Genomic DNA, 24,363 nt, shown 5'->3' on the forward strand with positions numbered 1-24,363 from the left:
CTCGTTTTCAGGATTTATGTAATCTCAGAGACCTTTTTCCCTTGTAGCCCTCGTTTGAGAGAGTCGTTCAACATGGCCACGGTCAAGCTTTTTGCGGCCTGTTCAAGCTCAGACATTCGCGCCCGGATAGTGCGTGTGTCGTTCCCATCCTTGGCCGCGGCCAGTACTGAGAGTGCCTGACGGATGGCGGTGGCCTCGTCGGTTGAGATGAGCGGTGCGCCGTCGGTCAACGATTTTTCCGTGGTGATGATCAGGGCTCCGGCGTCGAGCCGGGCTTCAATCAATTTTCTCGCGCTGACATCGTCCGCGGCAAACTTGAACGAATCGTCGATCATCCGCTCGACTTCTTGATCCGACAACCCATAAGACGGCTTGACCTCGATGGACTGGGTGTCTCCCGTTCGCATGTCTTTGGCCATGACATTGAGGATGCCGTTGGCATCGATCAGGAAGGTTACTTCAATGCGGGGAACTCCCGCGGGCAGCGGGGGGACTTTCAGCCGGAAACGGGCCAGGCTGCGGTTGTCTTTCGCCAGCTCCCGTTCGCCTTGCAGAATGTGAATATCGACACCCGTCTGTCCGTCCACATACGTCGTGAACATTTCCTTGGCGCTGGCCGGGATCGTGGTATTGCGGCGAATCAGGCTGCTCATCACGCCGCCCATCGTTTCGATGCCGAGCGAGAGGGGCGTCACGTCGAGGAGGAGCATGTCGGTTGTGCCGCCGCTCAGAATGTCGGCCTGCACTGCGGCACCGAGGGCCACGACTTCGTCCGGGTTGAGCTCGCAGTGGGGCTGGGTGCCAAAGAGCGCCTGCACACGTTGCCGGACCAGCGGCATACGGGTCGAGCCGCCGACAAGCACCACTTCGTCGATGCCGGTTGCATTCAGCCCCGCATCTTTGAGGGCCAGGCGGCAGGGGCCCAGCGTACGTTCCACCAAGGCGTCGCAGAGCGACTCCAGTTGCTCGCGGGTGAGTTCGCGGGTGAAGAGACCCTTGCCGTCAGGAAGTTCCAGGCTCACGGTGGTCGTGAGTGTGTCCGAGAGGCGAATCTTTGCCTGTTCGGCTTCGAGGCGAATTGCCTGCATGTGGTCGGGATAGGCATTCAGATCGAGTTCGAACTGCTTCTGAATCTCTCCGAGAAACAGATCGGCAATGATCCGATCGATGTCGTCGCCGCCCAGATGGGTGTCTCCGTTGGTGGCAAGGACTTCAAAGATGCCGTTCTTGAGCTTGAGAATGGAAATGTCGAAGGTCCCTCCGCCCAGGTCGTAGACGGCGATCGTGCCCTGCGTTTTTTCTTGGAGCCCATAGGCCAGCGAGGCGGCGGTGGGTTCGTTGATGATGCGCAAGACTTCAAGCCCGGCGATCATGCCGGCGTCCTTGGTGGCCTGTCGCTGACTGTCGTTGAAGTATGCGGGTACGGTGATGACGGCTTTGGTAATGCTCTCCCCGAGAAAGGCTTCCGCCCGGAGCTTCAGCTCCTTCAGGATCATGGCCGAGATTTGCGGAGGCGAATAGGTCTTCTCGCCGAGCTTAATGCGGATGACTCCGCCTTTCTCGGTAAGGGTATAGGGGAAGTAGGCCAGTTCGTTCTGAACGTCGGCCAGGCCCTTGCCCATGAAGCGTTTGACTGAATAGACCGTACGCTCAGGATTTCTAGTCAGATGTTCTTTGGCCGGATCGCCGACAATGAGTCCGTTGTCGGTCAGCGCGACGACGGAAGGAACCATTGCCCGCTCATGGCGGCCTGCGATGACGCGGGGTACGCCGTTGTCCATATAGGCGACAAGGGAGTTTGTTGTTCCGAGGTCTATGCCGACGATGCGTGCCATGGTGATTACGCGATGGTGGCGACGAGGTCGTTGACGATGTTCTTGACGTAGGTGCGGTTGGAGAGTGTGTCCCGCATGTCTTTCAGGATACGGTCTCGTTCAGCGCGTGCCTGGTCGGTCGCGTCACCGCGGTCTTGCAGGCTATCCCATCGACCGAAGAGTTGTTGGAGTTGGGTTTCCATGTCTCGTTGCCGACCCTCAAGTGCGGTGCGTTCGGATTGGAGTTGTGAACGGAGCGCAGCGGCAGCGTCGGAGGTTCGGTCACTGGCGCGGAATTCATCGAGCGTATCCTGCAGCTCAAGAATTTCTTCGAAGAGGTCGGCCGGCGGTGTCGTTCGGATCTCTTTCACGGAGCCGGCTTCGAGGTCCAGCAGGTACTCGGCGCGCTGAATCGGGTCTCGCAGTGTGCGATAGGCGGTGTTCAACATGGCCGAGTTGCCGAGGCTGATGGTCTGCTCGGCGTCGCTTTTATTCTGGTAAAAGTCGGGATGGAATGCCCGGCTTAATTCGTAGAATTTGGTTTCCAGCTGTTGCTGATCGAGGGCCAATCGGCGAGGAATGCCGAAGCAGGTGAAGTAATCCAGTTCCTTCGACACCGGCTGGACTTTCACGCAGCGATCGCAAAAGTATTCCCCGGAGACCTCGGACTGGCAGTGCCAGCACATGCTGCGAGCCATTTGCAGCTCGCGCCGGTCGTTGGTGTGATGATGTGTGTGTCCATCCATGCGCGTCACTCGTTTAAGCGGAGAACGATTCTCCACAGCCGCAAGTCTTGTTGGCGTTCGGATTGACGAACTTGAAATTCCCGCCCATCAAGTCTTTATGGTAATCCAATTGGGTGCCCTGCAAGTAGATCGCACTCTTGGTATCCACAATGATCTTCACGCCGTCGAATTCATAAACCTGGTCGTGCTGGCCTATTTTCTCGTCGAAGTTGATGGTGTAACTCAGGCCGGAGCAGCCGCCGCCCTTCACGCCGAGGCGAAGACCGCCTTCTTCGATGCCTTGGACGTTGATCAGGCGCTTAACTTCTTTCAGAGCTGCGTCCGTGAGCGAAATGACCGGGGCCTGGGCTTCGGTATTCGTGGCATCCATAGTGCGTGCGCTCCTTTCCGCTGTTACTTTGTGTCGGCTTTCTTCTGATAGTCGGCCAACGCCGCTTTGATCGCATCCTCCGCCAGCACCGAGCAGTGAATTTTTACCGGCGGCAGATTCAACTCCTGAACGATGTCAGTGTTCTTGATCTTCTGGGCTTCTTCGATGGTTTTGCCCTTGAGCCATTCGGTCGCCAGGCTGGAGCTGGCAATGGCGGAGCCGCAGCCAAACGTTTTGAACTTGGCATCGACGATGGTGTCGTTCTGGACCTTAATCTGGAGTTTCATGACGTCGCCGCACTCGGGTGCGCCGACCATACCGGTCCCCACGCCGTCTTCGTCTTTCTTGAAACTTCCCATGTTTCTGGGATTGTTGAAATGATCGACGACTTTGTCACTGTATGCCATGATGCGTCCTCCTTGTGTCTATCTGAGATCAGTGAGCGGCCCACTGAACGGATTTCAAATCGACTCCTTCTTTCGCCATTTCATACAACGGCGACATCTCACGCAGCTTCGTCACGATCTCAATAACCTTCTTGATCGTGTAGTCAATCTCTTCGTCCGTATTGAAACGGCCCAAGCCGAAGCGGATAGAGGAGTGAGCGAGTTCGACGCCCACGCCCAGGGCCCGCAGGACGTAGGATGGCTCCAGCGTCGCCGAGGTGCAGGCGGAGCCGGACGAGAGCGCAATGTCTTTCATGCCCATCAAGAGCGATTCACCCTCGACGTAGGCAAAGGAAATATTCAGGTTATGCGGCAAGCGCTGGGTCGGATGGCCGTTGAGGTAGGCTTCGTCGATCTCTTTCATGATGCCGGCTTGTAGGCGGTCGCGCATTGTGGCGAGGCGTACGGACTCCGCAGCCATTTCCTGGTCGCACAATTCGCAGGCCTTGCCGAATCCGACGATCAACGGAACCGGCAGGGTGCCTGACCGCATGCCGCGTTCGTGCCCGCCGCCGTCCATTTGGGCCGCAATCCGCACACGGGGGTTCTTCTTTCTGACATAGAGCGCGCCGACACCCTTCGGGCCATAGATCTTATGGGCCGAGAATGACATCAGATCGATGCCCATATCCTGCACATCGACAGGAATCTTGCCGACGCCCTGAGTGGCATCGCAGTGGAACAGGATGCCCTTTTCCTTGGCGATCTTGCCGATTTCCTTCACCGGGTTGATTGTGCCGATTTCATTGTTGGCGAGCATCACGGAAATCAGGACCGTCTTGTCCGTGATCGCGTTCCGCACGTCTTCCGGATTCACCATTCCGTACTTGTCGACAGGCAGGTAGGTCACGGTCGCCTTGCCCTTCGCTTCAAGCGCTTTGGCGGTATCGATCACGGCGCGGTGTTCCGTAGACGACGTAATGATATGGTCGCCTTTTTCCTTGTACATCTCTAAGACGCCCTTGATCGCGAGATTGTCCGATTCAGTGGCGCCGCTGGTGAAGACGATTTCTTTGGGGTCCGCCTTGATCAGCTTGGCGATCTGCTTCCGGGCATTTTCAACGGCTTCTTCAGCCGCCCAACCGAAGGCATGATTGCGGCTGGCGGCGTTGCCGAACTTCTCTACGAAGTAGGGCAGCATGGCGTCCAGCACTCGGGGGTCCATCGGGGAGGTTGAGTGGTTATCTAGAAAAATAGGGAGCTTCATTGTGCGACTCCTTGTGCCGAGGGAGACTGAATCGTGATGAGGGGCGTGCCGCCCATCATGTCTTGCAACGTCATATTATTGAGGAGCTGATAAATACTATCTTGAACCTTGAGCAGCGGCGTGCGGATATTACAGTGTTCCCGCTGGAGGCAGAGTTCACCTTCTTTTTCATGCGAGCAATCTGTAATGCCCAGCGGGCCCTCGATACCTTCGAGAATCTGCGCGATCGTGATCTGCCTCGTACTGCGAGCCAAGAGGTAGCCGCCTTTGGGACCGTTGTGGCTTTCAATCAACCCGTTCTTGGCAAGGGTTTGAAGGACCTTCGCCAGGAGTTCGAGAGGAATGTTATATTCCTCCGCGATTTCTTTGGTATTGACGACGCGGCCCGGTGTCACATCTCCGAATTGCACCAAGGCAATGTGTTGGAGTGCCATCAGGGCGTAATCGGCTTTTTTTGAAATCTTCAACATAGCTATTGCCGATCAATAGGATCGGAGACTATAATGATCTCCGATCAATAAGGTCGGACTAAAGATACCACGCAGCTTTTGGGGCTGTCAACATCGGAATCTTGGATCTCTCGCATAGAAATAGAAAGGACGCCGCGTATGGGAGGCACTAATCCGTATATCGAAAAAGCAGCGCACGAACTCCCTCAGGTCCCTTATACCATCACCTATATTGAGCCGGATGGCACGGTGACCAAAGTTGCCGTCGACCCCACGAAGATTCCCTATGGGCCCACCGGTTTGCCCGGAAGCATTCTTGATGTGGCGATGGCCAATGGGGTTGATTTAGAACATGTCTGTGGTGGCGTGTGCGCCTGCTCGACCTGCCATGTGATCGTCAAGCAAGGGCTTGAGAGCTGTAGTGAGGGGACCGACGACGAATTCGATCAGCTGGATGAGGCTCCGATCACGACATTGCAGTCTCGCCTCGGATGCCAATGTGTGCCGAACGGCACGAAGGACATCGTAGTAGAGATTCCAGCCGTCAACAAAAATCTCGTGAGGGAAGGGCACTAATCGAAGGTCTCTGTCTTTACTTCTTTCCGGTCATAGCCGAATTCCATCAACCCGGTACGTAATGGCCGGACAAATCCTTTTGTTACACTGATCATCGGGATGACTTTAGGCTGCCCTTCTACAAGGGGACGCAGCATGGCCAACGTTCGTTCAATCGCTTCGGCTTCTCCGCCGGGTATGACCAAGGGCAGGTATCGGAAGGAGGGGGATTGAACAGCCAAGGTAAGCAGTTCCTGGTGAAACAATAACTCGTCCTCCGACGGGGCAACTGCGATGAGGAGGACCGGGGTACTGGTATGAGCTTCGGCCAGTTGTTTCAGGAGGCAGCGAATCGGAACCAGGCCGGTATAGCGGGCAATAAAGAGAAGTTCCCGATCTAAGGGCATCGGCAGCACAAAGTTCCCATAAGGGCCAGAGATCGGAACCTCATCGCCGGATTTCAGGCGATAGAGGTAGCTTGAGCCGACCCCTTCAGGTATCCGGTCAAAAACCAGCGTCAACTCTCCATAGGGAGAAGAAGGATCGGCCATCGAGTAGGCACGATTAAGCGGCGGCTTGTCCCCGACTGGCAGTTTCAGCGAGACCCATTGCCCCGGTTGAAATAGAATTTTCTGCTGGAGCGGGCGAAGGACCAGTTGCCGCACATGGGGTGTCAGATCGAGTGTGGAAAGCACGACTGCTGGTTGGGTAAGTTCTGCCATACAACCGATATCTATCCTCATAGCAGAACCGGTCTGATTCTGTACAACACTTTTCCGTGCGTGTTATAGATACCGGCCTTTCCCTACTAAACATGAGATGAACGCATGACTCAAGTACGTGTCCGCTTCGCACCCAGTCCGACCGGGTTTCTTCACATTGGAGGAGTCCGGACTGCCCTGTTCAACTGGCTGTTCGCCCGGCAGCAGAAGGGCGTCTTTGTGCTGCGTATCGAAGACACGGACCAGGACCGTTCGACCGATGAGTCCATTCAGGCCATCATTGAAGGCATGAAATGGGTCGGGCTCGATTGGGACGAGGGCCCTTTCCGTCAAACCGAACGTATGGAGATCTATCGCAGCCATGCCCTCGCGCTGCTGGACAAAGGACAGGCCTACTGGTGTGTCTGTAAGGCTGAAGAGCTGGAAGCCCGCCGCAAAGAAGCTGAGGCGAAAGGACTGTCGCCTCGATACGACGGTCGCTGCCGGACTCTTGGGATTACGAACCCGCCGGGCGATGCCGCGCTGCGATTCAAGGCGCCGCAAGAAGGTCAGATCGTGGTCGATGATTTGATTAAAGGGAAGATCACGTTTGACAATAGTGCGGCAGACGATCTGATCATCCTCCGCTCAAACGGATACCCAACCTACAATTTCTCCGTCGTGGTCGACGATGCTCTTATGAATATCACCCACGTCATCCGTGGGGATGACCATTTGACCAACACCCCACGTCAAATTCCGATCTTTCAGGCCTTGGGATTTCCGGTCCCGCAGTTTGGCCACTTGCCGATGATTCTGGGGTCGGACAAGTCCCGGCTGTCCAAGCGACACGGGGCCACGTCGGTCATAGCTTACAAAGATATGGGTTATCTGCCCGAGGCGATGGTGAACTACCTCGTTCGGCTCGGTTGGTCGCACGGGGATCAGGAGTTATTTAGCAGGCAGGAACTTATTGAAAAGTTTTCTTGGAAGAACGTCCAGTCCTCACCGGCCGTGTTCAATCCTGAGAAGCTGCTGTGGATCAATGCCGAATACATCAAGACGACCCCGCCGAGCCAGGTGGCGCAGGCACTCGTTCCGCTGTTGGACCAAGCCGGTTTGCACGAACAGGTGAAGGCGGTATCGCTGGAGTGGCTGGCGCAGCTGGTGGTATTGGTCAAGGAACGTGCAAAGACCCTGGTCGAGATGGTGGAGTGGGTACGACCCTACTTTGGCGAGTCCGTCGTCCTCGAAGAGGAGGCCGCCAAGAAGTTTCTCACGCCGGCCATCGCGCCGGTGTTAGACAAGTTGCTCGCGCGGTTCGCGGCGCTGCCTGCGTTTTCGAAGCCGGTGTGGGAAGAGTCGTTCAAGAAGTTCGTGGAAGAAGAAGGCATCAAGATGGGCCAGATTGCTCAGCCGGTCCGGGTCGCCTTGACCGGCAGGACTGCCAGTCCAGGACTGTTTGAGGTGATGGAGGTCCTGGGCCGGGACCGGACTCTCCTCCGTCTTCGGCAAGGGCTTGCACGGGCCACGGCCTAATCATCCGAATTCTGGCGATAATTCCGCATCGATCTTGACGGAATCACAAGCCGTGTATTACTGTGTCCGTCGGTTGGGGGATCGTCTAGCGGTAGGACGTCAGTCTCTGGATCTGACTACCTAGGTTCGATTCCTAGTCCCCCAGCCAAAAATTCTTTCCCACGCCGTACTCTCAGGCCGCTGTCTTCGTTTCGTACCGCGCTGGGGGATCGTCTAGCGGTAGGACGCCGGCCTTTGGAGCCGGCTACCTAGGTTCGATTCCTAGTCCCCCAGCCACTTTTTCTTTCTATCTCTCAGCTGAGTCAGAACTGTGCAGTCGGTCGACTGTTGAGGTGGCTGCGTGGGTTGATCGGCGGACTATTGCCCGCCGTGAGGCGACTGACGGTTGCTGCTGCTCTGTAGATCCATTTCCAACACAACAGGACTGTTCGGATTCTTGGGATCCAGGCGATGAGGCATCTGATCGACCGCCAATTTGCTGAGGGGCACGGCGACGATGTGCGGGGCCTTCTCCGTTGGATTGGAATAGAGCGCCAGCCTGACGTTCTTGGGGCGTAGCTGCGGCGTCAGTTGCGGCTTCAGGTCCGCGCTCACGAACCCGACCACCAGGGCGCTGCCGTCGGCTAATTTGTGGATCTCGTAAGCATTGGCGGCTGGCGCGGTCCGCTCCAAAGGCATATCCGGGCTCTGTGAGACCAAGGCTAACCCAAGTCCCTGCTGCGGCGTGAATCCGAAGCTGCCGACCGGCGCCACGGAATAACGGGTCTGGGGGATTTCGGCGCTGAGTTCCACCACACCGGTTTTGAGCCGAAGTTGTCGGCGCAGGTCGGCTTCAGTTCCCTGGGTATCCAGAAACACAGCGGCCGGGGCCGCTTTCTGGGACGGCAACACTTCCATCTTTCCCCCGCTCCCGCCTCCGCGTGCGGCATGGAGTGAGGCAGGAAGCAGGCTGAGGAGCAGCAGGCTCAATAGTGCATGAGTCAGGACACGGCGGTCGGTGCGAAGGGAAAGTCGGAATGACATGGTCGTCAGATGCTCCGGTAGTGAGTTTGTCTGACTCATCTTTATCAAGGCGAGGCAGTCCGGTGCAATGGGTGTCAGCCTGTTAGGGGCTTACCGGGTTCAGATTCGCCGGAGGGGTGGCCGTATGTGCAAGGCAACCAATACGGTTAGTGGCGAGGACTACGTGATCGAAGAGGGCTGCGCCTGCATATCCTGTGGGATCGGCCGTGGCATAGTGCTGGAGCCAGAACCAATTGAGCGCGAGCCCGGCGTCGTGGCGCCACTGAAACCCTTCGAACGGTTCACCGGATCTGTCGGGCGTAAAGATGCCTCCGGTCCAGTGGCCAGCAGGAAACCTAGCCCCAAGATGGCTCACGAGTGTATCGTCAACCCACAAGGCCAGTTCGCCATTGAAGGCTGAGACCGGATCGTTCATCTTGGCCATCACTTCAATGCAGGTCCATCGGTCCCGCGAAAAGACGAGCGAGGGGTCGTGGATCAAGAAGTTCCCCCAATACTCGACCGGTCCTCCGTGCATGCCCATCCAGTAGGTGTAGAAATCGAGCCGCCCATTCGCATCGACCGGCTCTGCCGCAATGGACAAGCGGTCGTTCCCGCTGGGCCTGATGCCAGCGTGGCCTTGCGGCCAATCCGTCGGCGGGTTATAGCCCCCAAGCCATCCGGCGGTGTGATGGTAGGTGCCTCCTGAGGGATATTTCACGTAATAGCGAAAATACAGGAGATCGTAATTCTTCGCGAGCCGTTTGTAGAGCGTTCCCCCGGTGCTGACTCCGCCTACGGACGCGATCTTGAGGGCGTACTGGCCGGGACTTACCGAGGGCCCATCGTGTGCCAGCGAGAAACTGGCGGGGCGTTTCCGATCGCTAAAGCGCGCAAGAATGGCAGTCAGCGGGGCATGGTCAAAATCCTCCGCGAAGAGCACAGCAGGATCCCGCTCAATCCCCGCATCCCCAGGATACTGCGCGGCGAGTCCCACCTGGGCCGCAAGCGGATCTTGAGGCAGCGGGCGGTCACTCGTGCAGCTGCCGAGGAGCATGGCAAGCAGAAGAGCTGGAAGAATTTTCAACAAAGGCTCTCTGGGTCTCACACGCGGCGCATCCATCATGAATTCCGTTGTCGCCTGATCGCGAGAATCGCAATCACGGAGGTTATCGCTATCAATGGGCCGCCGACAAATGCGCTGGTCATCGCGGCTTCCATGGACTTGTCGTGAGTGTTGGAAGAGAAGAGTTCAATCGCGGCCATCGTTCCGAATAACCCGACGACATAGCCGAGGATTGCCGCTAGCAGACCCACTCCAAAGGTTTTCATAGGCCCCTACAGTGCCGCCATTTTTCTCGATCCTAGACGTCGCCTTGGTTTTTCAGCCACTGACGCCTCTCATTGGGTACGCGCGATATCGTCTCTCGATCTTGAAGAAGCCCTTCGTCGCAGCGAGGGATTTGCCGCGCGGTCCAGCGAAAGCAGCCGCGCGGCAGTACGCTGCCACGTTGCTAGCGCAGCGAGGCCATATCGATGACGAAGCGAAAACGCACGTCTCCCTTGAGGACGCGCTCGTACGCTTCGTTGACCTGCTGGATTGGAATCACTTCGACGTCGGACTCGATCTTGTGTTCCGCGCAGAAGTCGAGCATTTCCTGAGTTTCCCGGATGCCGCCGATAATGGAGCCGGCGATGCGCCGCCGCTGCAGGAGCAAGGGGAAGGGTTCGAGCGGGCTCGGCTGTTCCGGTGCTCCGACGAGAATCAGGGTGCCGTCGGTCTTTAGGAAGTTGACGAGGGTGGTGTAGTCATGCGGGGCTGACACCGTATCGAGAATGAAGTCGAAGTGTCGCTGCAGTTTCGTGAGCGTGCCGGGCTGCGAGGTGATCTCGAAATGATTGGCTCCCAGTCGCATGGCATCCTGCCGCTTCTTCTCCGAGGTGCTCAAGACGGTCACTTCGGTGCCGAGCGCCCGCGCGATCTTCACGGCCATGTGGCCCAGTCCGCCTAAGCCAACCACCGCGAGTTTGTGATATTTGCCGACACCCCAGTGACGGAGCGGAGAATAGGTCGTGATGCCTGCGCATAGGAGCGGCGCGGCGCCGGCGGCTGAGAGGGTCTGGGGAATCCGCAACGCATACTGCGCGTCGACCACGATCTGGTTAGAGTAGCCGCCCTGCGTAATCTGGCCGGCCTGATCGCGTGCGCTGTAGGTGAACAGCATGCCGGCTTCGCAATATTGCTCCTGCCCTTCCTTGCAGGCGCTGCAGTTTCGACAGGAATCGACAAAACAGCCGACTCCCGCACGGTCGCCTATCTTGAACGTCTTAACCTCTGCTCCGATGCGCGCCACGGTCCCGACGATTTCATGCCCCGGTACCATGGGGAAGAGCGAGCCGCCCCATCCGTCCCGGGCTTGGTGGATGTCGGAGTGGCAGATGCCGCAATGGGTGATGGTGATCAAAATGTCGTGAGGGCCGACCTCGCGCCGTTCAAATGAGAAGGGGGTCAGTGCCGCTTTGGCGGTCATCGCCGCGTAGCCTTTGGTCTGTAGCATCGTGGGTGCTCCTGGTTCTAAATAATAAGCAGGGAAGGCTATAAATTTAGCAAAATGGGTATACGGATGCCAACTTGGAAATGTTCGTGAGCGATCGGTTCGTCAACCAGGGAGGCCTCCGTGCGTTGTACGATGCAGTGCCTGGTTCGATATGAAGGAGTGTTGGCGATGCCCATGACCTTTCAGGATGCGCGGCATCTGTTGTCCCGCACGGGATTCGGCGGGACTCCCGCCGATATTCGTGAACTGACCGGGCTCGATCGTGAGGTCGCCGTCGATCAACTTCTCGCCGGGGTGGGCAGGACTGCTAGGACAACCCCTCCCTCCCACCTGCTCAATGCCCTGCCGCCGGCCGAGGGGATGACGGGGAAGGGATTGAGCGTTGAGCAGAAGCAGGCGCTCAAGCAGGAGCGGCGAGAGGACGTCTTCGAGCTGAAGGGCTGGTGGTATCAGGAATTGCTCGCTACGCCGTCTCCCTTGACCGAACGGTTGACGCTGTTCTGGCACAACCACTTCACGTCCAGCTTCCACAAGGTGAAATGGCCGGCGCTGCTATACCACCAGAATGTGCTACTTCGCCACCATGCGCGGGGATCATTCCGGGATCTGCTCTTCCAGATCGCGAAGGATCCGGCGATGGTGCTGTATTTGGATACGCAGTCGAATCACCGAGACCATCCGAATGAAAACTTCGCCCGCGAGCTCTTCGAGCTGTTCACGCTCGGGGAAGGGCACTATACCGAAACCGATATCAAGGAAGCAGCGCGCGCCTTTACCGGCTGGCATGTGGCGCTGCGTCACGGCGGCGGGTTTGCGTTCAATCGGCGTCAGCATGATGCGGGCGTCAAGCATGTCTTGGGAAAGACCGGTGCCTTCGGCGGCGACGACATTCTGGCGATTGCGTTGGACCAACCGGCCTGCGCTCGGTACATCACGGCAAAGCTGTGGCGGGAGTTTGTTTCGGATGAGCCGGATGCGCGTGAGGTCGAGCGGCTTGCGGTGCAGTTTCGCAACGGTGGTTATCAGATTGCGCCGTTGCTACGCGGGTTGCTGACGCTGCCGCAATTCTGGGCGCCAGAGACGCGCGGGTTGCTTGTGAAGTCGCCGGTTGAATTGTTGGTCGGTACCGTCCGCCTCCTAAATCTGCCGATCAAGGACACGGCCATGCTCGCGAAGTATGGGAAACGTCTGGGGCAGGATCTCTTCGATCCGCCCAACGTGAAGGGCTGGCCCGGGGGGACTCGCTGGATTACCAGTGCGACCCTGCTAAATCGCTGGCAACTCTTACAGCGGGGCCTGCGGGGCGCAGACATGGGCGGACCTATGCATACTCATGCAGGTACGGGTGAGATGCACGGCGCCGCCTGGGTTACGGAGGAAGCGGCGGAGACTGTGCAGGCGGTCTTGGTGCCGGTGCCGCCGGTGAATCCGGTTCCGACGGGAGAAGACCGGTGGCAGATGGTCCATCACTTGGTGATGGATCCAACCTTCCAGCTGAAATGAGGGACGTGAGATGCTTCGCCGGGATGTGTTGAAATTCGCAGCGACGTTGCCATTACTGTGGCTGGCACCACGGCCGTTTGACCTTCTTGCGGCTTCGTCTGCGTCCGCCCAGGGCCGCTGGGATCGCATCCTGATCCTAGTCGAACTGCATGGAGGCAATGACGGCCTCAACACGCTTGTGCCGTATTCCGACGAACGGTATTACCAGGCCCGTCCTCATTTGGCGATTCCTCGTGAGCGAGTGCTGCAGCTCTCGCCATCAGTCGGGTTTCATTATGCGCTGGAGCCGCTGATGCCTCTGTGGGAGAAGCGGCAGTTGGCGATTATCCAGGGTGTCGGCTATCCCGATCCGAACCGGTCGCATTTTCGATCGATTGAAATCTGGGACACGGCGTCGGCCAGCCAGCAAGTATTGGATGAAGGTTGGCTCGCCCGTTTGTTTGAGGCGTATCCGTTGCCGGAGACCTTTGCTACCGACGGGATTCTGCTTGGTCAGCGGGACGGCGGGCCGTTGAGTGGAAAGACGGTCCGGACGATCGCGCTGCACGATCCGCAGCGGTTTCTCCAGCAGGCCAGCCACGTCAAGGCGGTGGAACAGTCGAGTACCAACCGCGCACTGGCTCACATCCTTCAGGTGCAACGGGAACTCACCCATGCTGCAGGCGATTTGGCTGCGCATCTGCAACAGGCCCCGCCGTTGCCGACGGCTTTTCCGGCCTCGTCGATCGGACACCAGCTGGAAACGGTGGCGCAGCTGCTGACGGCCAAGGTGCCGGTGGCAGTACTGAAAATTTCACAGACGGGTTTCGATACCCATGCCGGTCAGTTAGGGCACCATGAGCGGCTGTTGAAGGAGTTAGCTGAGGCTCTGGTGGCGTTCCGTCAGGCGATGGTTCAAGCCGGGCTCTGGGACCGCATTTTGCTGATGACCTATTCAGAATTCGGACGGCGGGTCGGTGAGAATGCCAGTGCGGGAACGGATCATGGGACTGCGGCTCCGCATCTGTTCCTAGGCGGATCTGTGAAGGGGGGCTTGTATGGAAGTGCGCCGTCGCTAAGCGATCTTCAGGAGGGTGATCTGAAACATCGGATCGATTATCGGAGTCTGTATGCCACGCTGATGCGATCGTGGTGGGGGATTCCAGGAACGACGATTGTGGGACCAGAGTACCAGGCGATCAATTGTCTGGCGTGATGGATCCGGTTTGTGGCGGGTCCGGGTCTTCGTCAATTGGTCTCTCCGAATCAATTGTCAGCGGCGTGCCCGGGATACGATAGCCTCCGGTGGCCCAGGTGCCCAGGTCCGTGAGTTGACAACGTTCTGAGCAGAACGGCCGCCAGGGATTGTTTTTCCACTCGGTAGGTGTGCGGCAGATCGGGCATGTCATGCCGGAAGTCTACCATTCTCCCTGTTCGGTTAGGCAAGAGGGGCGAGCGTTTCGCTAGGAATTCGTCTGCGGTTTGGCGACGTGTAGAAAGCGTTGCAGGCGGCTACGGTCTAGATCGGACAAATTCAAGAACTCGACGCCGAATTCACCATGATCGGCCCAGCGGACGGCGGCCGAGTGGACGGTAATCGGCGAACCCAGATCGGTGGCCCGAATGAGGAGCCGGACACCTGATCCGGGACTGATCGGGGCCGTGCTGGTGACGGCGCAGCCTCCGGCGGAGATGTCGAACATCGTGCCTTCGCGGATTTCGGTCTGCGTGGTTGTGGAGAAGAAAACTTGGAGCTCGACAGGAATACGGTGATGCTCGCGGCACTCGATCATGACGGTCTCCCGGCGGTGGATTAGCGGGTGGAGGGGTGTTCGAAGAGCTTCACGGAGACGGCGTTCTGTTTCATCTTCTTGACGAGCCCGACATAGGACACGTCGCGAATGATGCTCGTGAACTGCGCGCGGTAGTTGCTCACGATGCTGGCTCCATCCACCACCACATCGTAGACCAGCCATTCCCCCGATTGAAGGAATAACCGAAAATCCACCTGGGTATCGACTTTCGGATTCGTCAGGTGCGTTTTGACTTCGGCGAAGTGTGCCTCCTGCCGCTCGCTGAGATACGACACGGCCGCGGCGGAATGTTCGCTGATCCGTCCGGCAAAATTGTCTCGAAGCAATTGGACGAAGAGCTCGACGAATTCCCGGCGATCGGTTTCGGGGAGTTCCGCCCAGGCTGTGCCGAGCGTGCGCTTGGCCATTTCCTCGTAGGAGACCCGCTGCATAATGATCTGCTCGATCGCTTGCCGTCGCTCGTCCGATCGATCCGGCTGCTTCAGCGCGGACTCGTCCAATATGCGCTGCAGTTCTGTAATGGTGTGTTTGACGGCGTCGGTTGCGGAACCGATGGAAGGGGAGACCATCGGTTCTGCGGCCCAGAGGGTCTGTCCCGTGCCGCATGCGATCACGAGTCCCACCGTGAGGAACAGGCGCCGGATCAGGGGGCGCGTCACATCGTATGTAAAAAGGGTATTCAGCACCTCACAAGCGTAGCAGGGATAGACGGGATGTAAAGACAAGCGAAACTAGCTGGAAACAGAGGGCAATGAGAGCAGGTGGAACCCTGCACTCGGAGTTTAGCCAGACTTCTGCGCTTTTTCGAGTTTGGCCCAGGCGTCTTTCAATGACACGGTTCGATTGAAGACCAGGCTGCTTGGTGAGGTATCTGGGTCAACACAGAAGTAGCCGGTTCGCTCAAACTGATAGCGCGCGCCGACCGGCGCCTGTTGCAGGCTGGGTTCGACCAGGCAGCCGGTCAATCGTTCGAGCGATTGCGGATTGAGCGACTGTGTCCAGTCCTGATCAGGTGAAACCTTCGCCAGGTCGGTCGTCAGTAACGGATTGTACAGGCGCACTTCGGCTGGGATGGCGTGTGCGGCGGATACCCAATGAATGGTCGCTTTGACCTTTCGCTGCTCCTGGGACGATCCGCTCTTGGTGTCGGGATCGTAGGTACACCGCAATTCGGTGATGGCGCCGGTCTGCGGATCCTTCACGACCCCGGTACATTTCACAATGTAGGCGTAGCGCAGGCGGACTTCGCGCCCGGGTGCCAGCCGAAAGAATTGCTTGGGCGGATCTTCACGGAAATCATCCTGCTCGATATACAACACGCGCGAAAAGGGCACGCGCCGGGTTCCTGCCGTCGAGTCTTCCGGATTGTTCACGGCCTCCATGTCCTCGACCATCCCCTCAGGATAGTTTTCGATGACGACCTTCAAGGGGTTGAGCACGGCCATCACACGCGGCGACCGCTTGTTCAAGTCTTCGCGAATGAAGAATTCAAGCAATTGCATCTCCACGATTGCATCGCGCTTGGCTACGCCGATGTGTTCGCAGAAAGCGCGAATGGCCTCCGCGGTATAGCCGCGCCGCCGCAGTCCCTTGATCGTCGGGATGCGGGGATCGTCCCAGCCTGTGACCAATTTCTTCGTCACGAGTTCCAACAGTTTTCGCTTGCTCATGACCGCGAAGGTCAGGTTCAGCCGGGCGAATTCGATCTGTCGCGGCCGATGGGCTGCCTCTGATTCTGCGACGACCCAGTCGTAGAGTGGACGATGGTCTTCAAACTCCAGCGTGCAGAGGGAGTGGGTGATGCCTTCAATAGCGTCCGACAGCGGGTGGGCGAAGTCGTACGCTGGATAGATGCACCACGCGGTGCCGGTCCGGTAGTGGGCGGCATGGCGGATGCGATAGAGCACGGGATCGCGCAGGTTGATGTTCGGCGATGCCATGTCGATCTTGGCCCGCAGGACATGCGTCCCGTCGGGGAATTCGCCCGCGCGCATCCGGCGAAAGAGATCCAGACTTTCATCGACCGGTCTGGTGCGGTACGGGCTATTCTTGCCGGGCTCGGTGAGCGTGCCCCGATACTCGCGCATCTGGTCGGCCGTCAGGCTATCGACGTAGGCGTTGCCTTTTTGAATGAGGTGCACGGCAAACTCGTAGAGTTGCTCGAAATAATCCGAGGCGTAAAACTTCTTGTCGTGCCAGTCGAATCCCAGCCAGCGCACGTCGTCCTGAATGGACTCAACGAATTCCGGATCTTCTGTGGTGGGGTTCGTGTCGTCGAAGCGCAGATGGCAGATTCCCCCGGGATTTTCGTTGGCGAGGCCGAAATTGAGATAAATGGATTTTGCATGGCCGATGTGGAGATAGCCGTTCGGTTCCGGTGGGAAGCGGGTCACGACGCGGCCGCCGTGCTTGCCGGCGGCTTGATCGGCTGCCACGATCTCACGGATGAAATCTGAAGGCCCTGTGGATGCTAGGTCAGTCATTGGCTTGTCGCTCGCAGTTTCAATAGTTATGCGCAGAGCAGTCGGATCGCGGCGTAGTTGTACCACAGTCCGGTGTGTGCGAGAAACGGGGAGAGGGCGGCGTTGATTAGGAGAGCGGCTCGGAGGGTTCCTGGGTCTGACGGGAGGACATCAGAATGACATGGAAGTCCTTTTGCGCGATGAGATGCCCTTCCATTCGAAGCCGGAATTCGTAGCGGCCGGGAGCGGGAAACATCAGTGACGGAATATTGATGCCGAAATCTGAGATCTGTAGCCGGTCGGCGATGACGATATTGGGAAGGGTGGCGCGACAGACCAGCTGCTCCGTGTTGATGTAGGCCAGATCGATATCGAAATGGTACGTGCCCTCTGCGTCGGTAAGGCAGAAATACAGGCCCATCTGATTGTGCTGAAACGGGAAGGAGGCGGCCTGTAAGTGGGTGAAGATGCCGATGAGACTCTTCTTCTTGGTCTGACTGTCTTCGATGACTTGGTCACATACCAAGAAGGCTTGCACGCTGGGGGCGGGAATGTCTGGCATGAAGGTCATTCTATGAGATCAGGGGAGATTCTCAAAGGACTCTTCCAAATGAGGCGCGGAAGTTTGAACCGGGGGTTATTTCGATTTGAAGGAGAATGCACACACGCGGATTGATCCGCGCAACGTCAGCCGAGCACCACGGTCCCGCCTTTGTTTTCACTGACGTCGCCGAAGAGGGTCGTGCCGGAACCAATGCGACAGTAATGGGGCGTGATGTCCACGAGCATGCCTTTATGCGAGTAGAATTTTCCCAGCGCCACCTGGATTTTCTTGTGCGCCACGACGCAGGCTTCCAGCACCGTCTGGCCGGTGGATTGATCGGTCACGCGGACCCACGGAAGGTCGGCGGTCACGCTGTCGTCCGCGCGATGCACGTCGACGCTGAACTGTTCGGTCGGATTCAGCACCAGGACATTGCGGCGAAGATGGCCGATGTGTGTGCCCGCATTACCGTACAGATCGATTGTGACGAGAAGTAAGCCTTGCTCCGGTTTCGATTCCAAAAACAGCTGTTCTTTTCCCTGGATCCGAACCACCCCGTTGGTATTGCGGAACTTATTTGAACCGATGAGCAGTTCGAGGCCTTGCCGCGAGGATTCTGCCTCGGCTGGATCGGGCGCGGAAGCGCCGATTGTGCGTTGTGGGGCAAGCGATTCTGACATCGTAATCCTCGTTCCGATATGTCCGTTAGCGGACGTACGTGCGTGCTGATGGGAAGGTGTGAGGCTAGGCTTTGGGCACCCTCCCTGTCAAGACGGTTCAGAGGAAATCGATGGGGATATAGATGGCTCGGCTTGAGTCGAGGGTGCTTCAACAGATTCTGAAGAATATAGCCAGATTCTCTCTGTCGGAGTCTGCTCATCGGGCGGTATGTAAGAGTGGAGCCCACGGATCTGTTTGCAAACCAGAAAGTCACTGTGATACCGTTCCACCCTCGATTTGGCAGTCCTGCCTGGTAGTGCTGTAGTTAGAGGCGCACAGGAGGGCCGACATGTCCCGGATGGTCCCATCGTCTAGCCCGGTCAGGACGGAGCCCTCTCAAGGCTTAAACACGGGTTCAAATCCCGTTGGGACCACCAACTGATTTCCTTCCGTTGTTTTTCCGTTCTTCCTGCTTGTCACCTCACCGGCTGTCTGTCGAATGTGTAATCTGGTCGTGCGTCTCTATTGATGGCGACTCGGCACCCACTTAATGGAATGAACTGATTCTTTCTCCGCCTCGGCGCACTTGTATTGGTACACGTATGCGCGGAGTAGGGAGCGCGCTTGGCGGCAAGTGGGTCACGGCGCTCGCTTCATTGACGCCTCTAGCGCCGGTTGTGTATAAGGAATGCGCCTTTTGTAATCATATTGTTGGATGGTGATGGGCTATGGCGACGCGCGAATTTCATGACGGCGGGAAAGATGGCTTAGAGGCCCTCGAGCCGCTCGACCCGGATAAAATCGGTTCGTTTAGCGAGCTGCTGGTTGCGATGGGCAAGACGGCGTTCGGCGGCCGGCGGTTGGGCGAAGCGTTCGAAGTCCTCGATGCGATGATCAAGGATGTCGACTGCAAGGTCGTGTTGACCCTTTCCGGGGCTATGACCATCGCCAAGATGGGCAAGATCATCAGCACGATGGTGGATCGGGGGATGGTCCACTGTATCATTTCCACCGGTGCGCTGATCGCGCACGGCTTGAGCGAGTCGATCGGCAAGACGCATTATCGCGTCAACCCGGCGATGTCTGATGAGGAATTGTTCGAGAAGGGGTACAACCGCGTCTACGATACGCTGGAGATGGAGTCCAATCTCAACTATGTTGAGCAGGTGGTTTCGCAGACGTTGAAGCGCGTGAATTATGATACGCCGCTCTCTTCTGAAATCCTGACACGTGAGTTGGGTAAGACGTTGGCAGAAGAGTATGAAGGGGACGGGATTCTCAAGAGCGCCTATCTGAAGAAGGTCCCGGTTTATATCCCCGCGTATACTGATTCGGAAATGGGATTGGATGTGGGGACCTGGGCTATGGGCCGTGCCCTTGATAAGGCCCGCGCTCAAGTGAAACCGGGCGATGACCTGGAGGTGCTGCGCAGCATCCATCTGGCCCTCCCGTCCTTCAACCCCTATCTTGACCTCAATAGTTATGCCGGTCAGATCTTGTCTGCCAAGAAGATCGGGATTTTTACGATCGGCGGCGGGGTCCCGCGGAATTGGGCACAACAGGTTGGCCCTTATGTCGAGATCGGCAATCATCGGCTGGGGCTCAATGTGAAGCCGCCGCGTTTTCAATACGGCGTGCGAATCTGCCCCGAACCGGATTATTGGGGCGGCCTGAGCGGCTGCACCTATCAAGAAGGTATCTCGTGGGGCAAGTTCGTTCCACCGGCCGACGGGGGGCGGTTTGCCGAAGTGCTCAGCGATGCGACAGTGGTGTGGCCTCTGTTGATGATGGGTTTGCTGGAGCGGCAGCGGGCGCGGGACAAGCGACCGTCATGAAGAGCCTGCGGCAGGGCATGACGACGGCGGGCTTGCTGGTGATGGCGTGTCTCGCCCTATTTTCGCCTGAGGCAGGCGCCAAGAATGAGTCCGGCCAGACCGATAACCGTATGAGGGGCCAGGCCAACGCGCCGGTGACGCTGATCGAGTATTCGGACTTCACCTGCGGCTATTGTTTGAAGTTTTTTCGCGAGACTTGGCCGAGAATCCAAGCGCGGTATGTGGATACCGGCAAAGTGAAGTTTCTCTACCGCGATTATCCGCGCGCCGATCAAGGGCCTGGTCTCGATGCGGCGCTGGCAGCGCGTTGTGCCGGGGGCCAGGGGAAGTATTGGGCAATGCATGATCGCCTGTTTGCAGAGGGTGGGCGGATCGATCAGGCGGTCATTCTGCGGCACGCCGTTGCCATCGGGTTGACCCAAGCGACATTTGAACGCTGCCTCAAAGACAAGTCTCACGTCGCGTCGATTTTTGAAGATCGGGAAGAAGCCAATCGCTGGGGATTTCACGGAACCCCCGGATTCATTCTGATCCGGACGGCGAGCGGCCCTACGGAGAAAGAACCTGCGATCGCGATTCCCGGAGCGTTTCCGTTCGAAATGTTTGCCGAAGAAATCGATCGATTGCTCGCGAGTGCTCCGCAATCACGCGGAGGGATAGAGCGCGAATCTCTCATCCGACCCGTGCGGTCCGTTGAAGGCTCGACGCCGCTGGTTCGTGATCCACACGTGCCATAACGTAGGAGTAACTATGGCTTCCACGCAATCATTCTGGTCGGTTCCTCAGCAGGAGGGAACGGCTGAGTTTTGGGTTTGTATGTCCTGTCTGGGAGAAGTGTTTTACCGGAAAGTGCCGATGCCAGACTGTCCGTCCTGCCACGGGGTGTCCACGTATGAGAGCTTTACGTTGGACGCAGTGCGTGATTGGGGGACGGACGAACTTATTGCCAAGGCGGGTGCTGAACAGAAGGCCGCCGAGGCGGATCAGCCTGCCTCTATTCCTGCCTCGTCCTAGAGGGAGATCGCGCGTTTGCAGGAACCACGTCCGTTTCTCGTCCACGGAGTCTGGAAGCGCAGCGCCACCACGGTCGGCGTGACGAATCCATTTACGGGAAACGTCTTTGCGGAAGTCTGTCAGGCCGGTGAGAGCGACGTAGAAGAGGCCATTGCCTCCTCAGTGGTTGCCGCGCCTGTCATGGCGAAGCTGCCATCCCATGCCCGCTATAATATTCTCCAGGATATGGCTGCCCTGCTCTATCGCCGGCGGGATGAGTTTGCCCAAACCATCACGGCAGAAGCCGGCAAGCCGATCGCCGACGCGAAGCGCGAGGTCAACCGCGCGGTGCAGACGTTGACGATCGCGGCTGAAGAGGCCAAGCGTATCCCCGGCGAAGTGGTTCCGCTCGATTGGACGCCCCAGACCGAATCCTATCTGGGGATGGTTCGCCGATTTCCACTGGGTCCCATCGTCGGCATCACGCCGTTTAATTTCCCGCTCAATCTGGTCGTTCACAAGGTCGCGCCGGCGTTGGCCGCCGGCAATCCGATTCTGATCAAGCCCGCGCCGCAGACCCCATTGACCGCGTTACTCCTGGGTGAAGTCGCCTTGGAAGCCGGACTCCCTGCCGGCGGACTGAACGTGGTGCCCTGTGAGAATGCGCTCGCGGAACGGCTGGTGATCGATCCTCGCTTCAAGCTGCTGAGCTTTACCGGTAGTGCGCCGGTCGGCTGGATGTTGAAAGCCAAATGCGGCAAGAAAAAGGTGACGCTCGAACTCGGGGGGAACGCTGGCGTGATCATCGAGCCGGATGCCGATCTTGATCTGGCGGCCAAGCGGTGCGCCAGCGGCGGCTTTGGCTATGCCGGACAGACGTGTATTTCGGTCCAGCGCATCCTCGTGCATCATTCGGTGGCCGATACGTTTACCACCAAATTGTTGCTGCAAGTCGCCCGGCTGAAAGCCGGCGATCCGACGGATGAGACGACGACCGTCGGTCCGTTGATCGATCCTGTGGCCACGCAGCGCGTTGAGGGATGGATTGAAGAGGCCGTGTCGCAAGGAGCCCGGGTATTGCTCGGTGGCAAGCGCTTAGGAACGGTCTTGGAAGCCACGGTGCTCACGAATGTGAAGCTGGAAATGAAGGTGTCTTGCCAGGAAGTATTTGGTCCGGTAGTGACGGTGTCGTCCTATCGGCAGTTCAGCGATGCGATTGCGGCGTTGAATCAATCTGACTACGGATTGCAGGCCGGTGTGTTCACGCAGGATATCAATAAGGTCTTTCATGCCTTTCGTCATTTGGAAGTGGGCGGCGTGCTTGCCAACGAAATTCCCACGTTTCGAGCGGATCACATGCCCTATGGCGGCGTGAAGGATTCCGGCTTGGGGAGAGAAGGCGTACGAGCGGCCATTGAAGATATGACCGAACCGCGGTTGTTGGTTCTGAATCTGAAAGAACCGGCCGGGGGATCGTAGAAATAATCCCGTGAGGATATTGCGAACCACGCCCAATCTTGGTACAACAGCGGCCCAATACAACTGTACGTCAATATAGCGCGATAGCGCGGTTAGCCTGCGGATAGATAAGGGAGACGACGATGGTACCTACACAGATGTTTCTGACGCGAGGAGTGGGAGTTCATAAGGAGAAGCTGGCGTCCTTTGAACAAGCCCTCCGTAGTGCCGGTGTGGCCTACTGCAATCTGGTGACGGTCTCGTCGATCCTTCCCCCAAACTGCAAAATTATCCCGCGCAAGCGGGGTGAAAAAATGTTAAATCCCGGCGAAATCACCTTTTGCGTGATGGCCCGATCCGAAACGAATGAGCGCAACCGCCTCGTATCTGCATCCATCGGACTCGCGATCCCAACCGACCGCCAAACCTACGGCTATCTCTCCGAGCACCATGCTCACGGCGAAACCGATGAGGAGACTGGCGAGTATACTGAAGATCTCGCCGCGCAAATGTTGGCGACCACGCTGGGAGTGGAGTTCGATCCGAACATCGCGTGGAAAGAGCGTGAGCAGGTTTTTAAAATGGCCGGACAAATCGTGCGCACATTGAATATCACGCAGTCGGCTGTCGGCAAACCGGATCGATGGACGACGGTCATTGCCTTGGCCGTCTTTATCCCCGAAGAAAATATCCCCAAGCGTTCCCGCCGCTAGTTCGGCGTGCGCGGATTGCCCAGGGTCAGGCACTGCATGCCGGCGTTTGTGGCGGAAGAACAGCAATGACACTGCCTGCTGGGTGGGAAGGCCCTGACCACAACTTCCTGGGGATTGATGAGCCCTGGTGCCATCCTGACCGGGCCGGCGTCTATGTCCTGCCGGCTCCATACGAACATACCTCCAGCTATATTCTCGGATCAGACCGCGGCCCCTCCGCTATTTTAGAGGCATCCGCTCAGGTGGAGTTTTACGATGAGCAGCTCGGGTGTGAGCCGTTCCGTGAGTGGGGCGGCATTGCGACCGCGACCACGCTCGATCTGCAAGGGCGCGTGGACGGGCAGGCGGTCGATGCGATTCAGTCATTTGTCGCCCCGCATGTCGGGACCGGACGGTTTCTCGTCACCCTCACCGGCGAGCATACCGGCGCGCTCGGGGCAATCCGGGCCCATGCGAAACGCTACCCCGATTTATGCGTGGTGCAGATCGACGCGCATGGCGATTTACGCCAGGCCTATGGAGGCAATCCGTTCAGCCACGCGAGTGTCATGGCCCGAGTCGTGGATGACGGGCATCGCCTCGTGCAAGTTGGGATCCGGTCGATCTGTCCGGAAGAAATCCAACGGATCAAGACAACCAAGAGCATCTCGACATTCTTTGCCGCCACGATTCTCGATCCGTCAGGTCCGTACGAGGGGCGGGCGGCGCGGTGGGTGCCGGAGGTGGTGGCGGCCTGCACCGGGCCGGTGTATCTGACGTTCGATTGCGACGGGCTGGACAGCGCTATTATCCCTGCCCTGGGTACGCCGGAACCGGGCGGCCTCGGCTGGTACGATACTCTGCATCTGGTCACAGCCTTGGCTAACGGGCCGGGGATTGTCGGGATGGATATTAGTGAGATTGCTCCGATCGAAGGGTTCGTGGCGCCGCAATTTGCGATTGCCCGTCTAATCTATCGCATGCTCGGCCGGATCAAAGCCGGCCGCCGGGTTCATTAAGGCGTTCGCCACGATGC

At 58.0% G+C, this 24,363-nt stretch carries 27 protein-coding genes and 3 tRNA genes; 13 read left to right on the top strand and 17 right to left on the bottom strand.

Annotation, left to right across the window (positions count from 1 at the left end; translation table 11 throughout):
• Positions 1–14: 14 nt before the first annotated feature.
• From dnaK to NITLEN_RS09090, 6 genes are read right to left on the bottom strand one after another with little or no spacing between them, the layout of a single operon-like run.
• Positions 15–1,835, bottom strand: coding sequence for a molecular chaperone DnaK (dnaK, locus tag NITLEN_RS09065; RefSeq protein WP_121989267.1), 1,821 nt, complete (start codon positions 1,833–1,835; stop codon positions 15–17).
• A gap of 5 nt (positions 1,836–1,840) precedes the next feature.
• A complete protein-coding gene (hscB, locus tag NITLEN_RS09070; RefSeq protein ID WP_121989268.1) occupies positions 1,841–2,560 on the bottom strand; it encodes a Fe-S protein assembly co-chaperone HscB in 720 nt (239 codons plus the stop codon).
• Positions 2,561–2,573: 13 nt separating this feature from the next.
• Positions 2,574–2,930, bottom strand: coding sequence for a HesB/IscA family protein (locus tag NITLEN_RS09075; protein WP_121989269.1), 357 nt, complete (start codon positions 2,928–2,930; stop codon positions 2,574–2,576).
• Between the two features lie 23 nt (positions 2,931–2,953).
• The gene (iscU, locus tag NITLEN_RS09080; protein WP_121989270.1) at positions 2,954–3,337 is read right to left on the bottom strand and encodes a Fe-S cluster assembly scaffold IscU; all 384 of its coding nucleotides are present in this window, start codon (positions 3,335–3,337) and stop codon (positions 2,954–2,956) included.
• 28 nt (positions 3,338–3,365) lie between these two features.
• A complete protein-coding gene (locus tag NITLEN_RS09085; RefSeq protein ID WP_121989271.1) occupies positions 3,366–4,583 on the bottom strand; it encodes an IscS subfamily cysteine desulfurase in 1,218 nt (405 codons plus the stop codon).
• Positions 4,580–5,053 (bottom strand): RrF2 family transcriptional regulator, encoded by a 474-nt coding sequence (locus NITLEN_RS09090; RefSeq protein ID WP_121989272.1) that lies wholly within the window; start codon positions 5,051–5,053, stop codon positions 4,580–4,582. The genes NITLEN_RS09085 and NITLEN_RS09090 overlap by 4 nt, the downstream gene beginning before the upstream one ends.
• A 138-nt stretch (positions 5,054–5,191) precedes the next feature.
• Here NITLEN_RS09090 and NITLEN_RS09095 point away from each other — a divergent pair, with 138 nt between their 5' ends.
• A complete protein-coding gene (locus tag NITLEN_RS09095) occupies positions 5,192–5,608 on the top strand; it encodes a 2Fe-2S iron-sulfur cluster-binding protein (RefSeq protein WP_121989273.1) in 417 nt (138 codons plus the stop codon).
• On the opposite strand, the gene NITLEN_RS09100 is transcribed toward NITLEN_RS09095, so the two are convergent.
• Positions 5,605–6,309 (bottom strand): ferredoxin--NADP reductase, encoded by a 705-nt coding sequence (locus tag NITLEN_RS09100; protein WP_181416745.1) that lies wholly within the window; start codon positions 6,307–6,309, stop codon positions 5,605–5,607. The two genes, NITLEN_RS09095 and NITLEN_RS09100, sit on opposite strands and share 4 nt — an antisense overlap.
• A gap of 105 nt (positions 6,310–6,414) precedes the next feature.
• Between NITLEN_RS09100 and gltX the strand changes: the two genes are divergently transcribed.
• The 3 genes from gltX to NITLEN_RS09115 all read left to right on the top strand — a co-directional run bounded on the left by gltX (position 6,415) and on the right by NITLEN_RS09115 (position 8,103).
• A complete protein-coding gene (gltX, locus tag NITLEN_RS09105) occupies positions 6,415–7,827 on the top strand; it encodes a glutamate--tRNA ligase (protein WP_121989275.1) in 1,413 nt (470 codons plus the stop codon).
• Positions 7,828–7,901: 74 nt separating this feature from the next.
• Positions 7,902–7,975 (top strand) — tRNA-Gln (locus NITLEN_RS09110).
• Between the two features lie 54 nt (positions 7,976–8,029).
• Positions 8,030–8,103 (top strand) — tRNA-Gln (locus tag NITLEN_RS09115).
• 81 nt (positions 8,104–8,184) lie between these two features.
• On the opposite strand, the gene NITLEN_RS09120 is transcribed toward NITLEN_RS09115, so the two are convergent.
• The 4 genes from NITLEN_RS09120 to NITLEN_RS09135 form a co-directional block, all read right to left on the bottom strand.
• Positions 8,185–8,850 (bottom strand): hypothetical protein, encoded by a 666-nt coding sequence (locus NITLEN_RS09120; protein ID WP_121989276.1) that lies wholly within the window; start codon positions 8,848–8,850, stop codon positions 8,185–8,187.
• 82 nt (positions 8,851–8,932) lie between these two features.
• Entirely contained in the window at positions 8,933–9,937 is a 1,005-nt protein-coding gene (locus NITLEN_RS09125; RefSeq protein WP_181416746.1) for a hypothetical protein, read from the bottom strand.
• 14 nt (positions 9,938–9,951) lie between these two features.
• Entirely contained in the window at positions 9,952–10,161 is a 210-nt protein-coding gene (locus NITLEN_RS09130; protein WP_121989278.1) for a hypothetical protein, read from the bottom strand.
• A gap of 182 nt (positions 10,162–10,343) precedes the next feature.
• The gene (locus NITLEN_RS09135) at positions 10,344–11,387 is read right to left on the bottom strand and encodes an NAD(P)-dependent alcohol dehydrogenase (protein WP_121989279.1); all 1,044 of its coding nucleotides are present in this window, start codon (positions 11,385–11,387) and stop codon (positions 10,344–10,346) included.
• A 168-nt stretch (positions 11,388–11,555) separates the two neighbouring features.
• Between NITLEN_RS09135 and NITLEN_RS09140 the strand changes: the two genes are divergently transcribed.
• Both NITLEN_RS09140 and NITLEN_RS09145 read left to right on the top strand, forming a co-directional pair.
• A complete protein-coding gene (locus NITLEN_RS09140; protein ID WP_181416747.1) occupies positions 11,556–12,890 on the top strand; it encodes a DUF1800 domain-containing protein in 1,335 nt (444 codons plus the stop codon).
• A 10-nt stretch (positions 12,891–12,900) separates the two neighbouring features.
• Positions 12,901–14,085 carry a DUF1501 domain-containing protein gene (locus tag NITLEN_RS09145; protein WP_121989281.1) on the top strand — a complete coding sequence of 395 codons (1,185 nt, stop codon included), beginning with the start codon at positions 12,901–12,903 and terminating at the stop codon, positions 14,083–14,085.
• On the opposite strand, the gene NITLEN_RS18675 is transcribed toward NITLEN_RS09145, so the two are convergent.
• The 6 genes from NITLEN_RS18675 to NITLEN_RS09175 all read right to left on the bottom strand — a co-directional run bounded on the left by NITLEN_RS18675 (position 14,069) and on the right by NITLEN_RS09175 (position 18,369).
• Complete coding sequence (locus NITLEN_RS18675) at positions 14,069–14,278, bottom strand: DNA gyrase inhibitor YacG (protein ID WP_121989282.1); 210 nt, start codon at positions 14,276–14,278, stop codon at positions 14,069–14,071. The two genes, NITLEN_RS09145 and NITLEN_RS18675, sit on opposite strands and share 17 nt — an antisense overlap.
• A 54-nt stretch (positions 14,279–14,332) precedes the next feature.
• A complete protein-coding gene (locus NITLEN_RS18115; protein WP_181416748.1) occupies positions 14,333–14,662 on the bottom strand; it encodes a PilZ domain-containing protein in 330 nt (109 codons plus the stop codon).
• 20 nt (positions 14,663–14,682) lie between these two features.
• Positions 14,683–15,369: a Tgt2/MlaC family protein gene (locus tag NITLEN_RS09160; protein WP_121989284.1), complete on the bottom strand. Its 687-nt coding sequence runs from the start codon at positions 15,367–15,369 to the stop codon at positions 14,683–14,685.
• A 96-nt stretch (positions 15,370–15,465) separates the two neighbouring features.
• The gene (locus NITLEN_RS09165; protein WP_121989285.1) at positions 15,466–17,166 is read right to left on the bottom strand and encodes a glutamine--tRNA ligase/YqeY domain fusion protein; all 1,701 of its coding nucleotides are present in this window, start codon (positions 17,164–17,166) and stop codon (positions 15,466–15,468) included.
• Between the two features lie 106 nt (positions 17,167–17,272).
• Complete coding sequence (locus NITLEN_RS09170; protein WP_121989409.1) at positions 17,273–17,707, bottom strand: DUF6941 family protein; 435 nt, start codon at positions 17,705–17,707, stop codon at positions 17,273–17,275.
• Between the two features lie 125 nt (positions 17,708–17,832).
• Positions 17,833–18,369, bottom strand: a complete 537-nt coding sequence (locus tag NITLEN_RS09175) for a hypothetical protein (protein WP_121989286.1) — start codon at positions 18,367–18,369, stop codon at positions 17,833–17,835.
• Positions 18,370–18,709: 340 nt separating this feature from the next.
• Between NITLEN_RS09175 and NITLEN_RS09180 the strand changes: the two genes are divergently transcribed.
• From NITLEN_RS09180 to speB, 7 genes are all read left to right on the top strand, one after another.
• A tRNA-Glu gene (locus tag NITLEN_RS09180) sits at positions 18,710–18,786 on the top strand.
• A gap of 291 nt (positions 18,787–19,077) precedes the next feature.
• Entirely contained in the window at positions 19,078–20,184 is a 1,107-nt protein-coding gene (locus tag NITLEN_RS09185; RefSeq protein ID WP_121989287.1) for a deoxyhypusine synthase family protein, read from the top strand.
• On the top strand, positions 20,181–20,921 hold the full coding sequence (locus tag NITLEN_RS09190) for a DsbA family protein (RefSeq protein WP_121989288.1): 741 nt from the start codon (positions 20,181–20,183) through the stop codon (positions 20,919–20,921). The genes NITLEN_RS09185 and NITLEN_RS09190 overlap by 4 nt, the downstream gene beginning before the upstream one ends.
• 13 nt (positions 20,922–20,934) lie before the next feature.
• Positions 20,935–21,198, top strand: coding sequence for a hypothetical protein (locus NITLEN_RS09195; RefSeq protein ID WP_121989289.1), 264 nt, complete (start codon positions 20,935–20,937; stop codon positions 21,196–21,198).
• 15 nt (positions 21,199–21,213) lie between these two features.
• Positions 21,214–22,656, top strand: coding sequence for an aldehyde dehydrogenase family protein (locus NITLEN_RS09200; protein ID WP_121989290.1), 1,443 nt, complete (start codon positions 21,214–21,216; stop codon positions 22,654–22,656).
• A 122-nt stretch (positions 22,657–22,778) separates the two neighbouring features.
• Positions 22,779–23,348: a pyruvoyl-dependent arginine decarboxylase gene (locus NITLEN_RS09205; RefSeq protein ID WP_121989291.1), complete on the top strand. Its 570-nt coding sequence runs from the start codon at positions 22,779–22,781 to the stop codon at positions 23,346–23,348.
• 65 nt (positions 23,349–23,413) lie between these two features.
• Positions 23,414–24,346, top strand: a complete 933-nt coding sequence (speB, locus tag NITLEN_RS09210) for an agmatinase (RefSeq protein WP_181416749.1) — start codon at positions 23,414–23,416, stop codon at positions 24,344–24,346.
• Positions 24,347–24,363 lie beyond the last annotated feature (17 nt).

The organism is Nitrospira lenta, from assembly GCF_900403705.1.
In the GTDB taxonomy this organism is placed as follows: Bacteria; Nitrospirota; Nitrospiria; order Nitrospirales; family Nitrospiraceae; genus Nitrospira_D; species Nitrospira_D lenta.

Bases quoted from the DNA above. Each gene is read 5' to 3' on its own strand.
- dnaK (WP_121989267.1), bottom strand. From the start codon at position 1,835: ATGGCACGCATCGTCGGCATAGACCTCGGAACAACAAACTCCCTTGTC.
- hscB (WP_121989268.1), bottom strand. From the start codon at position 2,560: ATGGATGGACACACACATCATCACACCAACGACCGGCGCGAGCTGCAA.
- NITLEN_RS09075 (WP_121989269.1), bottom strand. From the start codon at position 2,930: ATGGATGCCACGAATACCGAAGCCCAGGCCCCGGTCATTTCGCTCACG.
- iscU (WP_121989270.1), bottom strand. From the start codon at position 3,337: ATGGCATACAGTGACAAAGTCGTCGATCATTTCAACAATCCCAGAAAC.
- NITLEN_RS09085 (WP_121989271.1), bottom strand. From the start codon at position 4,583: ATGAAGCTCCCTATTTTTCTAGATAACCACTCAACCTCCCCGATGGAC.
- NITLEN_RS09090 (WP_121989272.1), bottom strand. From the start codon at position 5,053: ATGTTGAAGATTTCAAAAAAAGCCGATTACGCCCTGATGGCACTCCAA.
- NITLEN_RS09095 (WP_121989273.1), top strand. From the start codon at position 5,192: ATGGGAGGCACTAATCCGTATATCGAAAAAGCAGCGCACGAACTCCCT.
- NITLEN_RS09100 (WP_181416745.1), bottom strand. From the start codon at position 6,309: ATGGCAGAACTTACCCAACCAGCAGTCGTGCTTTCCACACTCGATCTG.
- gltX (WP_121989275.1), top strand. From the start codon at position 6,415: ATGACTCAAGTACGTGTCCGCTTCGCACCCAGTCCGACCGGGTTTCTT.
- NITLEN_RS09120 (WP_121989276.1), bottom strand. From the start codon at position 8,850: ATGTCATTCCGACTTTCCCTTCGCACCGACCGCCGTGTCCTGACTCAT.
- NITLEN_RS09130 (WP_121989278.1), bottom strand. From the start codon at position 10,161: ATGAAAACCTTTGGAGTGGGTCTGCTAGCGGCAATCCTCGGCTATGTC.
- NITLEN_RS09135 (WP_121989279.1), bottom strand. From the start codon at position 11,387: ATGCTACAGACCAAAGGCTACGCGGCGATGACCGCCAAAGCGGCACTG.
- NITLEN_RS09140 (WP_181416747.1), top strand. From the start codon at position 11,556: ATGCCCATGACCTTTCAGGATGCGCGGCATCTGTTGTCCCGCACGGGA.
- NITLEN_RS09145 (WP_121989281.1), top strand. From the start codon at position 12,901: ATGCTTCGCCGGGATGTGTTGAAATTCGCAGCGACGTTGCCATTACTG.
- NITLEN_RS18675 (WP_121989282.1), bottom strand. From the start codon at position 14,278: ATGACATGCCCGATCTGCCGCACACCTACCGAGTGGAAAAACAATCCC.
- NITLEN_RS18115 (WP_181416748.1), bottom strand. From the start codon at position 14,662: ATGATCGAGTGCCGCGAGCATCACCGTATTCCTGTCGAGCTCCAAGTT.
- NITLEN_RS09165 (WP_121989285.1), bottom strand. From the start codon at position 17,166: ATGACTGACCTAGCATCCACAGGGCCTTCAGATTTCATCCGTGAGATC.
- NITLEN_RS09170 (WP_121989409.1), bottom strand. From the start codon at position 17,707: ATGCCAGACATTCCCGCCCCCAGCGTGCAAGCCTTCTTGGTATGTGAC.
- NITLEN_RS09175 (WP_121989286.1), bottom strand. From the start codon at position 18,369: ATGTCAGAATCGCTTGCCCCACAACGCACAATCGGCGCTTCCGCGCCC.
- NITLEN_RS09185 (WP_121989287.1), top strand. From the start codon at position 19,078: ATGGCGACGCGCGAATTTCATGACGGCGGGAAAGATGGCTTAGAGGCC.
- NITLEN_RS09190 (WP_121989288.1), top strand. From the start codon at position 20,181: ATGAAGAGCCTGCGGCAGGGCATGACGACGGCGGGCTTGCTGGTGATG.
- NITLEN_RS09195 (WP_121989289.1), top strand. From the start codon at position 20,935: ATGGCTTCCACGCAATCATTCTGGTCGGTTCCTCAGCAGGAGGGAACG.
- NITLEN_RS09205 (WP_121989291.1), top strand. From the start codon at position 22,779: ATGGTACCTACACAGATGTTTCTGACGCGAGGAGTGGGAGTTCATAAG.
- speB (WP_181416749.1), top strand. From the start codon at position 23,414: ATGACACTGCCTGCTGGGTGGGAAGGCCCTGACCACAACTTCCTGGGG.